A 14,653-nucleotide genomic window follows, 5' to 3' on the forward strand; every position below is an offset into this window, starting at 1 on the left:
TTAGACCTGATAGCAGATTTTAGTACACGCTGGTATCGCTGTCAGTATAGCGAAAGTATATCAGTTGGAATACAAGGCTAATGTTGTAGGTCAGGGGCGTTATCCGGTACTGATACTTTGCCACAATGGGCTACGAAGATAGTAATCAACTTTTCCACTACCAAAGTATCCTGTATGCGCTAAACCAAGAGTTGTTTTGTGTCTCTAAAGTAATTTGTTATTTTGCGGTACTCTTAACCTGCTTGATAAGTTCTTCACCCGTAAGTTCTTTTGCCTTAAGTTCTAATGCAATATAGGAAAAGTTAAAGCACATTTCATCATCCGAACCATAACCTCCGTAAACTATTTCATCGCTATAATTTTTAAAGGTGCAATCGACAGACAGTTGGATTTGTTTAAATCGATTCTTATCAAAACGCTTTGGTTCTGCCAGAGTAAAGTCTCTTTGCCAATCAATATCCCATCGTGGGATCGATAAAAGCGTTTCTGTTTCGCCATTTTCATACACTAGTGCCGTGCTTCCTGAAGCGCCAAAGGCGTGCATATGCACGTTAGCTGAATGAATTTCCACCGCATTAACACTTTCCATTTGTGTTTCTGTTATCCACGCTGTGTAGTTGGCAATGCGTTTCAGTGAAACATTAACTGCGTAAGTATTCTGTTGTCCCGGATTGATTACCATGGATTGGTTGTTCTTGCTGTTAAGCCAACCGTTGTTGGTTAAAGGATAATGGATTGCCGGTTTTTTTACCGAGTCGGCAAGAGTAAAACTCAGCTGACTTCCTGGATCTTTTTCTCCTGGAGCAAAAGCCGAATAATAGTGGACCTGCAAAATCAAAGCCGAACCTTTTTTGATTGGAACACCGGTATTCTTAGGGAAATGATAACCGTCCATCCCTGGGGCCCAGTGAGCTAGCCAATAATTATTTTGACTGAGCTTTTTTACTCCTCCAGGATATCTTTTTTCAAACGACCGTCGTGTTTCGTCATCGCCCAGCCGATCAGGAACCGCGCCGCCGAAGCATTGATAACCAATGCCTTCTTCTTCGGCTGCTAACTCTTTAAACATGTCGGTGACTTCTGGTCTTGCAGCAAAAAGAACGATGTGATGAACTACTTTTGTATTGCCAGGGATGGCTTTAAATCCGGTAACAAATTTATCTTTGGTTTCAGGCCAATCGACGATAAAACATCGATAGTCATCTTTTTGATTTTGTTTAGGCAAATAGGCTTGCTGTGCACTTTTCAGTGAAAGGTCGGCATTAAAAGAGTTAGTTATCTTGTCTTGTTCAAGTTTGAACCCTGTTGTTTTCGCTGGTTTATTCCCCTTGGGATAACCCGCCTCAGCCCACTGTTCAAATTGTGTGAGTTGTCGATGCGACAAAGAGATATCATCCTTATAAATTTGATGACCGATTTCGGCTAACCAAGGGGGCATACGCCTTTGTTGCACTGCAGAATTGATTGCGGCGTGATACAGATAAGCTTGCTCGGGATCCTCGAAAGAAAATGAAATTCCTTTTGACGAATGACACCCCAAACAGTTTTGTTCAATGATTGGTCTGATATCTTGGTAATAATTTGGTGTGTTTTTTTCAGCCGCACTAAGATTAGCAGTACTGATGAGTAGTAGCGTTAGCAAATAAATGGGCTTCATATCAATCCCCGATGGTGAGCTGGCCGAGATTATTATTAGCTAACAATTGCTTGAGTTTAAACAAGTCGTCGCTATTAAGATGGCCGCTTGTGCGCCAAATGGGTTTCCCTTGGTGATCAATAATAACCACCGTTGGCACTGTAGTGATAGCTAGAGACTGTTTTAACTTACTTTGTTGATCAAACCAGAATCGATTTCTGTGTTTCTTATAGAGCGGATGTTTTGTCAAATAATTCTCTGCATCAATGAATTTGTCGTCTATGCTGATGGCGTAATAAGGAGATTGGGTCGCTGCACTGATCTTGTCTAAGTCGTACATAAAACCCGCGCAGCTATGACACCAACTCGCCCAAAATTGAAGCAGCGTATATGTTTTTTCGGTCCGTTTGACTTGAGTTGGCTGAGGTGAAATTAACTGGCTAAACGTGCTGGTTTTTTGATTTTTATCGAACGGCACAAGTGAGTCGTATAAGACCATACTATTAGCCGAAATGAAGTTGCTTTGAGTTACTGCCAGAATGAACAAGGCTATTTTAAAAAATCTATCCATAGAAAAATTACTTGCTGATGCGCTGTAGGACCAACATATTCGCCGAATTAGACTGCGATAGCAACTAAATTGTAACGGTCGACTAATACTGGATACTTTATGTGAGATATTACTAATGCTTCAGCCAGTCAGAAATGAAGTTACTCCAATTTGAACTGTTACAATGTTGAAAATAATTCCTAACTTTGACCGACAACTTTGGCAGTACTAGTCAAATATAACTATGAATTCGAATAGCGACGTTGTTGCTGAAATAGCCCTCAAACTGACAGTGCTGAACGGCAGGAAATCGGACTCAAGACCTATTTAAACAAGAATGAGTGAATAGGCGTTTTTTACGGTTTTTGTAGTTGAATCCTACCAGGGGTTCTCTTCCACAGGGTACTTAATCGTTAATGTCAGCTTCAGATCAAAAGCGGCTTAAAAGTATGCCCAACTTTTTAAATTGTTAACGTCTTGAAAGTGGTAAAAGTGAACCTTAGCCTTTAACAAATGAATGGTGAAAAATAGTTCATCGCTAATGACTTCTTGGTGCGCTAAGCGGAATTAGACTAGTCAAAATATCAAACGTCAACTTTCCGATCATATAGCGGACTTAAATTTAAAATTTCTATGGCGCTTAGGGGGCACATAGTGAGATAGCTTTCTGCCAAATTTGTGTTTTAGTTCAAATGGTGAGTTCACCCCCCCCCCGTGTAATGGCATGTAATATATTATTGAGAACCATTCTGCTAGTTTAATTAGCAAAGGGTTATTACTTCAGATATGAACGAAGGAGAGTGCTTTCCTTCTCCGTTGGAGCGATCAAACTATAACTCTTTACATAAAGCGCATTATACAAGATAAAAAGGTTTTATTTTTATCAATACTGAATACGATATTTTAATTTTCACTTTGTAGATTACTTCTGTAATTAATAATTGCAGCCCATTAACACTTTATATGGATGTTAAAGAGTTATCTGAGAGTTATTGAGATAGTTTTAATAAAGACCTTTGTCTTTTAGCGCTCTGTTATATAGCAAAGAACAAAAGCTGACCAAGTCGACTTTAAGTAAGGAAAATTAAGGGATATTTGAGTTAATAGCTTAAATATAGATCCCTTTAGAATCCGAATTTTACTATTTATTCCGTGCGTAACGAACGTAAATAGAACACGGCTTTAAGTATTTATTTCGGTGTGCAGTTTAAATTTATGGACACTGACGTTAATTAAATGGCTGATGAGATCTAACCCTTCAATTCAAAAACGTGAATGTAAGGTTGATTTTAATACTTTAAAGGGAATATTAAAGTGAACGGTAAAGTATTTATTTCGGGTTCAAAACTAAAAGAACTAAGGTCAAAACGTGGACTAAGTCAGGAAGCCTTATGTGATGTTTTTTATTGCCAAAAGATACAGGTATCGATCGCAACGTTGAAGCGGGCTGAATTAGGAAAAAATGTGAGTTACCGTGTTGCCCGAGAGCTTGCTTTATACTTTGACGTGACGGTTGAAGCGCTATTAGAAAGTTCTATATCAAACAACGGACATGCGGAATTATTTGGTGAAAAAAGAAAAGAGATATATCTATTTTCTTTTCTTGTCACGACGCAATATGATTATTGTACTGCCCACGAACAACAAATAATTCTTACCGAAATAGCCAGCTATTTAACCAAGCAAGATTTTAATGTAATCGACGTCATTGGTCATTATTTACTAGGGTCAGGCTTACAGGCTAGTAATAATCAGGTACTTTATCATTTACTCTATATCTACAAACACGTATCTAGCAAGTTTGAGCAGTGCAATATCACCCTGTGTGTCAAGAAAAGCATTGGTTTAACAAAAGGGACTGTTCTTCAAGTTACTGATCAGGATATTGAAGAGCTTGCTTGTGTACTGCAGAACACCAAAGAAAATATATTTATTGTCGATAATGAATGTTACTTACAAGAAATCAATAACTTTGTTTTTACGCCTATTGAGTTATTTCCGAATATAGAGAAACAATATTTTCAACTGACAAAAAATAGCTTAGATGCAACAACCCTTTTTGGTCGGGATGAAGAGCTTTACCTGTTTAACAACTTGATGGACGATCAGGTTGCAATAGATGGTTTATCCATACTCAATGTTTATGGCGATAGCGGCATAGGAAAATCAGAACTCTGTAAACAGTTTTGTGAACTCGCCCGTAAGCATTATGACGAAGAAAATTCAGTGGGATTTATTCAGTGCATACCTGAACAGCCATCACACAAATCAAGCTTGATATCCAAAATTATTTTTGGTTTGTTAAATCTAGAGGAGCCGCTGTCTGATAATGAGATACAGTTATACTTTTCGCACCTACGGAACAAGGGTGAATGGTTAGATGATGAATTATTTTGGCTTGAAGAAATATTCGATGAATATCCGTTATCAACATTGGATAAACAATATTTAAATGCGTCGCATCACCAGAAAAAAGGATTAGTTAAGCTAATTTGTAAAGCATTCCAGAAAGCTAAACTATCGGTGTTATGTATTGATGATTTACATGTAAGTGATCGTTTTAGTTTGCAACTTCTTGCGCAGACTTTTGAGCAACTATCTGGAAAGTCGATCATTATTGTTTTTTCTTCACAGGTTGCCTGGTCGGCATATAACACTGATTTTCCGTTGCTGAATAAAGTGTTTAAATTATCGCCGTTATCTGAGGTAAATACTTGTTTATTAGCTGAAACCTGGTTTGCAGCGGATACTGAGTACCGACAACAATGTGTAGAGATTTCCGCTGGTAATCCACTATTTCTTCAGCAGTTATTATGTAAAACATCGGGCGATTCAACAGTACCTTCCTCGTTGCTGCAATTGCTTGAATACCGAATTAGCGCATTAACAGAACAGCAAAAGTTGATGCTTTGGTACAGTGCCACTTATGGTCGTCTTGTACTGATCGAGGTTATGGAGCAATTGATAGAGGGCGCTGAGGTTTTACTCAATGAATTATCTTTTGCTAATTTAATACAAAGGGTCAATCCGCTTGAGTTTAAATTTAGTCACAATAGTATTTATGAAAAGGTCGTTGAATTAATTCCTCAAAGTAATCGTAAAGAACTACACAAAGCGATTACTGACGCCTTGATACAAAGTGATTTAGACGATCAATATTTGAAAAATTCACTTGTCGCTTATCATTATTATAGACAGGACAAGCTGATTGAGGCCGTTGATCATTATCACCAAGCAGCGCTGGTGGCAAAAGGCGAAGGCAATTACAGAAAAGGTCTGGCCAGTGTACATGATGGTTTGAATATTTTATCTAAGGTACTTGAGCCACTAAAAGAAATTGAACTACGTTTAGTACAACTCACGTTATTAAAAGCATGTCATGGTTGGGCATCCTTGCCAATAAAAACGACCTTATTATCTATTTCAGCCTTGTGTAAGAAGAGTCATGATCACTCGTCAATCCGAGCTGTCATATTTAATCAATGGTTGATAAAACTGATGGCGTTAGAGCTAGACGAAGCTTTACAGTTAGCCAAAGAACTCAATAAATTAAGCCGAAGAAAAAAAGATCAGTGTGCTGAAGTTCATTCACTCAGTGCATTAAGTAATACATTATTCTGGCAAGGGCGCTTTAACGAGAGTATAGAGTCTGCAAAACAAGCATTAGCATTATATTTACCTTCATTTCATCAACGTGATCTCAGTGAATTTGGCCAAGATCCTCGGATTGTTGCGCATTTATTTTTGGTTCTTTCTTCTTCGTTAAAAGGTGAAGAGGAGCTTGCCCGTCAGGGACTTCGTGATATGCAAACTATTTGTCAGAAAATTCATAGTCCTTTTACTGAGGCGATAGCAATGCAAGGTTATGCTTTTTTTCATTATCACCAACAGGAAGTGAAAGAAGTTGAGCAGTATGCTGCGCAATTACTTAAGTTGGCCGAGCAGCATTCGATCCCGTTTTTTATTGGGGTGGCTAAATTATTTTTGGGTTGGTCTATAGCCAAGCAAGGTGACAGGCAACAGGGATTATTGTGGTTAAACGAAGGCTATCACCAGTGGCTAGCCAAGTCTGGCGATAAAATGCCGCATTCCTTATATTGTTGTCTAACCGCTGAAATTTTAATTGATAATGAACAGCCTACAGAAGCACTGTCAGTGACAATAACGGGCATTCAGTTTTCAATTAAACACCGGGAGGAGAGCTATTTAAGTCACCTATATTACTTCAAAGCATTGGCCGAACATCAACTTAAACTACCTATTTTAGATACCTTAAACAAAGCAACCGACATAGCAACCAAACAGCAAGCTTATTTATTCATTAGAAAAATCAATCACATTAAGGAAGATATAAAAAATGAACAAACTAAACTCTCAGAATTTGTATGACATTGCCAATGGCTCTACTCTGTTAGCGAGTGGCGGTGGAGGTTCTATTAAAACGGCATACAGTTTCATCAGACAAATTAATCAGCAAAAATCTGCTGTTGATTTACGGTTACCAGCTGAGTTGGAGGCTGAAAGTTGGGGGGGCGTTGTCGCTGCTATGGGCTCGCCAAAAAGCTTCGAAGAAATTGGTTTGCGGGGCTCTGAAACTTTGGCTTTAAAGGCGCTGGAAAAATCCACGTCTCAAAAAATGTCTTTTACTATCCCTGTGGAAACCGGATCTAACATTTTTGTCGCTATGTTAAGTGCATTAAAGCAAGAACCGCCTATTTTTGTTGTTGATGGTGATGGTGCTGGCCGCTCTGTACCTACTTTATCTTGTCTGACCTTTAGTGAAAATGTCGCTGCTTGTCCTTTTGCACTATTGAATGCTGCCAAAGGAGAAGATCCAGTTCAGGGGGCTATTGTGATTAACCTGGAAGATGAAACAAACTTTGTTAAACAAGCACGTATTGTTGAAGCGACCACTCGTCCTATTTTGCAGACAGAAGGTAGTTTTGACGGTATAGCGAGTATTGCCGGATGGGCTATGACAGCTGAAACAGCTCAAACCGCACTTATCAAAGGAACAATATCGATTTCTCAATATATAGGGCAATGCCTTAGACAACATCATGCAATTGATAAAGATGAATTAAACCAGGAGCTTGTTGCTGATTTAGCAGAAACCCTAAGCAAGCCTTACTTCTTATTTTCAAATCGGAAAAAATGTACTTTTGTTGGAATAAAAGAAATTAACAAGGGCGATGGCTTTGATTATGGTTTATTACAATTCACTCAAGGCGAAGGGAGTGAGCTGAATGAAATACTGATCATTAACCAAAATGAAAATTTAATTGCCTGGAATACTCAAGTGGCACACCCAATAGCCATGGCGCCTGATCTTATTTGTTGCTTAGGCAATATAGGTGACGATTTAAAAGAAAAAATTCTGACTGATTTTGAAGGACAAGAAAGAGAAATAGCAGAACAAAGCCTGAGTGGTTTACATGGTTTGTCTGTTGAAGATTTAACTCCTGGACAGGAGGTTTATTTATTTTCATTACCCGCAAATGACAGATTAAAGCAAGACACCAACAAAATATTTCAGCAGCTTCGCGCGCAATTTGGTTACTTTGGACCTTATGTATCAATCAATGAGTTATCAGAGAAATTATCAGCTAAATAATCACTAAATCACGATAAATTAAATGGAGTTTTACTCATGACACAAATACAGCAAGAAAAACAAAAAATAATGGTTATTATCCCTATTGCAGCAGACAGTGCCGAGGCATTTATGCCAGGTTTTGAGACCGAGATAAATGCGGCAATTAGTTCAGATTTTGAGGTGACATATAAAAGCCTACCCGGACAGGCAACACCATTTATTCAAAGCCGAACTGCAGAGTTTTGGGATACCTTTGGAATTATTGAAATTGCTCAACAGGCACAAAAAGAAGGCTTTAATGGCATTTTTGTTAATTGCTTTGGCGAGCCAGGGGTTGAGGTACTCAAAGAAATTGTTGATATACCTGTCGTTGGTGGATTTTATCCGGCGATAGCCAATGCCATGATGGTATCAAGTCGTTTTTCCATTGTTACCGTTTTACCTAGTGTTGTGCCTATGTTATGGACTCTAGCAAGACAGATGGGGGTAACAAGTAGTGTTGCATCGGTACGTGAAGTCGGCCTATCAGTAAATCAATTGGAGGATACTGAACTATTAAAACAGAAACTACTGGAACAAAGTATAATCGCCATAGAGCAAGATGGCGCAGAAGCTATTTTATTAGGTTGTACTGGTATGCTTGAAGTGAATCAATGGTTGGCTAAACAGTTAGAGGTACATTTTAATGGGCAATATGTTCCCGTTGTTGCTCCTGTAGGCTCGGCCATAGGGGCATTACAAAACCTGATCAAAAATAATTTAAGCGCGAGTCGTTTGACTTATTATAAACCCGTTGAATTTACCGGGATGACACCTACTAGTCCTTATTAAGACGAGTTATTTAGCAACCTCTGAATTGATCACTTGATTAGTTCTCTTAACTATCTTATTTAGGTTAATTAAGCTGACAGCCATTTTATAAAAGGCTATCAGCTTTTTTTATGTTTTCTTACTCCCGCTTTATTCTCCTACTTTATTTCAGTAATTACCTTTCCTTATGTAGCTGTAATACCAGCCATACACTAGCTGGTTTAGTTTTTAGTAACTTTATTTTGATGTACTTATTAGCAGAGAAACGGATTAAAACTTGTTTTTATATTCTAGTTTTTTGCGATCAGTTAATAAAAAACACTAAGTGATACCAAGGTGATACTGCGTGAAGGAATAAAGAGCTCTATATTAATGTCATTGCTTTTGAGGAAGAGGAATAGCAAGGAGATTGGCTTTTAAGTTGAGACTTTTTGTTTCTGTTTTCTTGAAGTAATACCGAGTATTTTTGCACTTAGGCGTTATAGGCTTAGATCTTTCATTTTGCATTACCGCAAGAAACAAGACCTGACCCTAATGGCCCCTAACTCTTAGTAAAATACGCGTCTGTTTAAAAATTAATATTTTAATAAGCGTAAAGTGGGCTAAAACAATTTTAGTCTAACATTATTTAAAAAGGAATTAATTATGGGTATCGCAGAAAAATATCAAGATATTGGACAATCTCTAGAGCAGCTTGGGCAACTAGGTAAAGCTAAAGGTGACACAGTCTTTAATTTTAATTTTAATTTTGAGAGGAATGAAGACCAGAAAAACAATCTCAAGGAGTTAATTGACGGTAATTTCACTTTATGCGCATATAAGGGAGCCAAGGGTAGTGGCGCTATACCCGTATGGTTTACAGAAACTTACGACAATGTTTTTGGGATACTAAGTGTTAACTATACCCCTTCCTACAAAGTCTTTATAGGTGCGTTGCGGGAAGTATCGGGTACTACGAGTCTCAATGTTTCAAAATCATCAGCTGAAATCGGATTAGGTAAAGGTCTAGCCGTTGATAAGTACGGTAATTTTAGTACTCTAGCAAACAAAGATCCGTTATCGATTGCGCTGATGAATAATCGACCAAATGGTACGCCCCCTCTTACCGTAGGTTTATCCGCACTAGTCGGCGGGGAATACAAACCGTTTTGTACTTTTGAGCTTAAACCAGGCGGTACAATTAACATGGAGCCACTTGAGACTGTATTATTATTTGCCGCACAAACAGATCTTGTTTCAGGGTCGGTCAACGCTACAACCGCAGCTCCTGGGTGTACCTTCCCCTTCGGCCAAGGCCCTACCACCTTCCCGTTGGAGATGATAACCGGCTCTCTAGGTATGAAGTCAGCCGATGGCGATGCATCGGTAAAACAGACTAAATCAAACGAAAATATCGCAACACTGTTGGGTAACTAAACGAGAATTTTACCGTAACGCCCTGTGCCATGTGAGAGTGGCTATATTTCAAGTATTGAAATTAAAGGGCGTCTCACTACTCAGCTGTAACATTGCAGTACTTTCTGATAGTAAAGTTACGGCTGAGTAAGCCTTATTAGTGGCTAGTTTTAAAAAACACCTATAAAAAGTTAACTAGGACACCCACTTTGATTTATTTAAATTTTAGGGTGGGCATCCTGATTAATAATATCGTAGGTGGCCTGCTTAAATAAGAAGAGTCTCGACATAACAATATATTTTTATATAGATGGAACACAAATGAAATATTTAACTTTATTACCCTTATTACTAATGATGGGTTGTGCGACAGTTGGGACACAACAACCGGTGAATGTAGCAGTGCCGCCCGTAGTGCATGATTGCGCGACTATTCAAGGTGTGCTTCAACATGTAAAAGATCGTCATTGCACACTGGGCGTGGCTGCCGACCAATTTATTCCTTCACTGTGCAATACTGATGCACTAGATAGCGTGTGCAGGGAAATTTTTAACTCTCAAGGGGTTAATGTATTACAACAAGGCAGTGGTAATTACGTGCTAACGGGAAATCTCATGGAAATAATTGGAACAGCTAATCAACAGTGTGGAAGAGTAGTCTTTAGTAGTACGGGGAATATGGTCACTATCTTTCCCGTGGTAAATAATGGCGAACTGCCTAATGGCTGCGCTGCTGCTCCTCAGTGATTGCCAGAACAATAATAAGTTATAAGAGGAATTAACAAGGACACCCACTTTAATTTATTTAAATTTTAGGATAAACGTCCTGATTAATAATATCGTAGGTGGCCTGTTTAAATAAGAAGAGTCTCGGCATAACAATATATTTTTAAATAAATCTGGACTACCCACCAATACCATCCGACTTTTCTGTTTTAGGTGAAGTGCATCGTTCAGCCGTTGATAAAGGTGAAGAACTACCATTTGTGATTAGATTTATGGGCGCTGGAAATACTGCTCAATTAGTAGTTACTGATAATCCTGCATTCATTCCAGAAAAAACTGCCAGGTAGCGTCAGTTTTAGTATCGCTTCACCAAATCACTATAAATTAAAAAGGAATATTTTAATGTCGATCAAAAAAATAGAGCATGTTGTTCATTTGATGTTGGAAAACCGTTCGTTTGATACGATGTTGGGTTGGTTATATCAAGACAAGCAGCCAGCCCATAATATTCCTTCTGTAGCCAAGGGTGATGAATTTCACGGGTTGCAGTCTATCAACCTTGATAATTTTACCAATGGTGTGGTGAACTTAGATATATCTTCCGCGCCAATTCGTGGCACCATGGGTCCGAGCGTACCAGATATTCATCCGGGAGAAGAGTTTAACCACGTTAACCAGCAGTTATTTGGTAAGGTCGAGGTCAATGTCGGCGATAAACCAACCATAAAAGGTTACATGGAAGACTATGCCGCAATGCTAAAAAAGGCGAACTATAGCGATAAAGAAATTAAAGCTAACGCTAATATGGTGATGCAAACTTACACACCAAGTCAGCTACCCATTTTGAATCAACTGGCTGAGCATTATGCGGTGTGTGATGAGTGGTTTTCTTCGGTACCTTCACAAACTAACCCAAACCGCGCCTTTGCACTGACAGGCAGCTCACATGGGCTGGTTGATAATGGATTTTTAGAAAAAAGTAAAATAGCCAAAGCGTTAGGTGATGTGCTCGGAATGGGGGTTGGTGATGATCGTTTTACTAACAAAACTATTTTTAACGTGTTAAATGAAAATGGTCACCCCGAATGGAAAATTTTTTGGGAAACCAGCATGATCCCTGAAAAAATATCGAATTTGATCGATAAAGCCAGTAATTTAGAAGTCTTATTACCCTTTTTACCTTCTACTGTTAGTAACGGGCTAACCACGCTCATTAAAGGGTTATCACCTTTCACTGATTATATTAGTGAAATATCTTCTGGCAAGCTTAGTTCTTGTTATAGCTATCGTTTATATCCACAGCTGCACGAGCAGATCGATAATGTAGACAGCCACTTTGCTAAAACAGATGAGTTTCATGTAATGGCCCGTGCTGGGACATTGCCAAAGTATAGTTATATTGAGCCCTACTGGACAATCTCAAAAACCACCGTAGATCGAGGTTTAGAGCGTCTGGTTACTACTATGGGTAATGATTATCATCCGCCATGTAATCTTAATGAAGGTGAAAATTATGTTAAAGCAATATACGAAAGCTTAATTTCCAATAAAGAGTCTTGGGATAAAACATTACTAATTATTACCTTTGATGAGCCGGTTGGTGCTTTTGATCATATTAAACCTCCTTCAGCTATTCCACCCTGGGGCGCCAATACACCGGACTTTAAATTACAAGAAGAGTTTAATTTTGATCGTTTTGGTGGTCGTGTTCCCGCGATTTTAGTTTCTCCATTAATTGAAAAAGGTACCGTATTTCGTTCTGATACCGGGGTGCCATTTGATCATACATCAGTGATCAGAACCTTACTTAATAAGTATGACTTGGGCGATAAAACCGCAGAGTTTGGCCAGCGTGCCGTTAATGCACCGACCTTTGATCATATAGTGACGCGCAACACACCTCGTGATGATGCGACTAGTGTAGGTTTTATGAATCGTCAGCGCCCGATGGGTAGCCCGGTTAAATACGCCGATCGTTTTCGCCTGAAAAACCAAAATGGCGATTATTTAAGTGCGTTTAGACTTACTGGACTAACCAGCGCATTGGAGATTATTCCCAAAGATTTGCAAAGTATAGGGTTTGATTTAGGGTTGTATCAACACTTTCCGACCCTTGGTAAGGGGCAAAGCGCAGAGTTGTTTTTCCAAAATAGTAAGGCTGATGATCGTGAGGTCGTTAGCCACAACGATATGGTGCGTATTGGTTCGGACGAAGATGGATTAGGCTCATACAACTATTTAGGTGCGTGGAAAGACTCTCATGATTGTTATTACTACAATATTTACTTACGTGGTGAACAAGCGCCAAAACAACAATGGCAAATAAAAAAAGTTGATAATGACAGCAGCCCGGTAAAATTCGGAGACAAGGTTTATCTGGTCAATCAATTTTTTGAAAATCAACGTTTAAGTCAAGACGACCGTCTATTACAAGGAAAATGGATCACAACAAAAGAAAAGGGTGATTGTTGGACCATTGAATCGGTAGAGTAAAACTCAGCTAGAGATGTCCGTTAGTTTATCAAACTCCAGAGCGGGGCTGAATAGCGAATGTTAACTGTTCAAGCCCCTACAGCTAACTAACCAAAACGTATCATTATTAGGGGTTGCCTTTAATAGTAAAAATATTTTGAAGTGACTTGTCAATAAAGAAAAAAGTGCTGGGTATCTATTCTATTTCTAATTATTAGATGAATTTTTTAACTTAAAATAGAATGTAATAAGGGCTGGAAAATACCTAGTAAAAGATTGATATAAAAAACACCTATCTCACTTTGGGGCGAAAGCGAGATAGAGCTTTAATTCTAATGTCAGCTATCCTTGAAGATAGTTGACATAAAAATTGATTTTCTTCCTCTAATAATTTTGACCGCTTTGTGGTAACAGTGACGGTTAGCTCTAACTGTCAAGAGGGTACAAATCGAAGTGGGTTTTACAGCAACTCTGTGCGCTAAGCTTCAAGTTTATCCTCTTCTGTATCGCAGGCGTTTAATTTTATTCGAACACCCCTAAAGTAAGGGCAATTCATCATTTTGTTTTTTTAGCTTGAGCAATGAAATCGTTGAAGTAGTCAAGATGCTGGTCGGTTTTGCGGATACCGACAAAGATCTGTTTACTAATACCTTTCTCTCCAAAACGAATACTCTTGATAGGCATTGATTTTGAGTACTCATCTACTAGCCAGCCCGGCAAGGCACAAACACCTCGACCCGCGGCGACCATCTGTAACATGATCTCAGTTGTTTCAATGTATTTGTGTTTCTTTACTGAACACTTTGCTGGATTAAGAAATTGACTAAAAATATCGAGCCTCAGGGGCTCAACAGGGTAAGTAAATAGTACTTCTTCGCTTAGTTGCTCGGGTAATACAAAATTTTGCTTTGCAAGTTTGTGAGACGCGGAAACTACGAGTCTATGTTCATAGTCAAAAACGGGTATGTAGTCTATTTTAGGTTTAAAGAGCGGGTCTGGTGTAATAAGTACATCTATTTCGTAGCTAAGTAATGCACCTAAAGCTCCAAACTGGAACTCCTGCTTCACGTCCATATCAATGTCTGGCCACTGCTCTAGATAAGGCTGAATTACTCTCAGTAGCCATTGATAACAAGGATGGCACTCCATTCCTATGCGTAGCGATCCCATTTCACCTTTTGCAATCTGATTCAGTAATAATTCCGTGTGTAAAAACTGCGGCAATACTCTATTAGCCAGTGTTTGAATGCGTTCTCCAGCAGCTGTAAGACGCAAGTTTCGACCGTCTTTTTTCCATATCGGAGTCGCAAGTTGGCCTTCTAATTTTTTGATACTGTGACTTAACGCAGATTGGGATAAGTGCAACGAATCAGCAGCTTTAGTCAGGGTTCCATGCTCTTTTATTGCCGTTAGTATTTCTAAATGAATCCTCTCTAACACCTGTTAATTCCTATATTTAGCTTTAATG

The 14,653-nt window shown here is 38.8% G+C and carries 9 protein-coding genes; 6 read left to right on the forward strand and 3 right to left on the reverse strand.

All coding sequences use genetic code 11. The features are described 5' to 3' along the window. Window positions 1-217: 217 nt before the first annotated feature. Both HRT55_RS18265 and HRT55_RS18270 read right to left on the reverse strand, forming a co-directional pair. Complete coding sequence (locus HRT55_RS18265) at window positions 218-1,657, reverse strand: hypothetical protein (RefSeq protein ID WP_291623520.1); 1,440 nt, start codon at window positions 1,655-1,657, stop codon at window positions 218-220. A 1-nt stretch (window position 1,658) separates the two neighbouring features. Further along, a complete protein-coding gene (locus HRT55_RS18270) occupies window positions 1,659-2,207 on the reverse strand; it encodes a TlpA disulfide reductase family protein (protein WP_291623522.1) in 549 nt (182 codons plus the stop codon). Between the two features lie 1,293 nt (window positions 2,208-3,500). Between HRT55_RS18270 and HRT55_RS18275 the strand changes: the two genes are divergently transcribed. From HRT55_RS18275 to HRT55_RS18300, 6 genes are all read left to right on the forward strand, one after another. Continuing rightward, on the forward strand, window positions 3,501-6,575 hold the full coding sequence (locus tag HRT55_RS18275; RefSeq protein WP_291623524.1) for a helix-turn-helix domain-containing protein: 3,075 nt from the start codon (window positions 3,501-3,503) through the stop codon (window positions 6,573-6,575). Then, on the forward strand, window positions 6,544-7,800 hold the full coding sequence (locus tag HRT55_RS18280) for a DUF917 domain-containing protein (RefSeq protein WP_291623526.1): 1,257 nt from the start codon (window positions 6,544-6,546) through the stop codon (window positions 7,798-7,800). The genes HRT55_RS18275 and HRT55_RS18280 overlap by 32 nt, the downstream gene beginning before the upstream one ends. Window positions 7,801-7,836: 36 nt before the next feature. Further along, window positions 7,837-8,613, forward strand: coding sequence for an aspartate/glutamate racemase family protein (locus HRT55_RS18285; protein WP_291623528.1), 777 nt, complete (start codon window positions 7,837-7,839; stop codon window positions 8,611-8,613). A 624-nt stretch (window positions 8,614-9,237) separates the two neighbouring features. Continuing rightward, complete coding sequence (locus tag HRT55_RS18290; RefSeq protein WP_291623530.1) at window positions 9,238-10,008, forward strand: hypothetical protein; 771 nt, start codon at window positions 9,238-9,240, stop codon at window positions 10,006-10,008. Window positions 10,009-10,308: 300 nt separating this feature from the next. Further along, window positions 10,309-10,734: a hypothetical protein gene (locus HRT55_RS18295; protein ID WP_291623532.1), complete on the forward strand. Its 426-nt coding sequence runs from the start codon at window positions 10,309-10,311 to the stop codon at window positions 10,732-10,734. A gap of 381 nt (window positions 10,735-11,115) precedes the next feature. After that, complete coding sequence (locus tag HRT55_RS18300; protein WP_291623534.1) at window positions 11,116-13,206, forward strand: alkaline phosphatase family protein; 2,091 nt, start codon at window positions 11,116-11,118, stop codon at window positions 13,204-13,206. A 534-nt stretch (window positions 13,207-13,740) separates the two neighbouring features. Here the strand turns inward: HRT55_RS18300 and HRT55_RS18305 are convergent. Continuing rightward, window positions 13,741-14,625, reverse strand: coding sequence for a LysR family transcriptional regulator (locus tag HRT55_RS18305; protein WP_291623536.1), 885 nt, complete (start codon window positions 14,623-14,625; stop codon window positions 13,741-13,743). Between the last annotated feature and the right edge of the window lie 28 nt (window positions 14,626-14,653).

The sequence above is a fragment of the Colwellia sp. genome (assembly GCF_013214175.1).
Lineage (GTDB): Bacteria > Pseudomonadota > Gammaproteobacteria > Enterobacterales > Alteromonadaceae > Colwellia.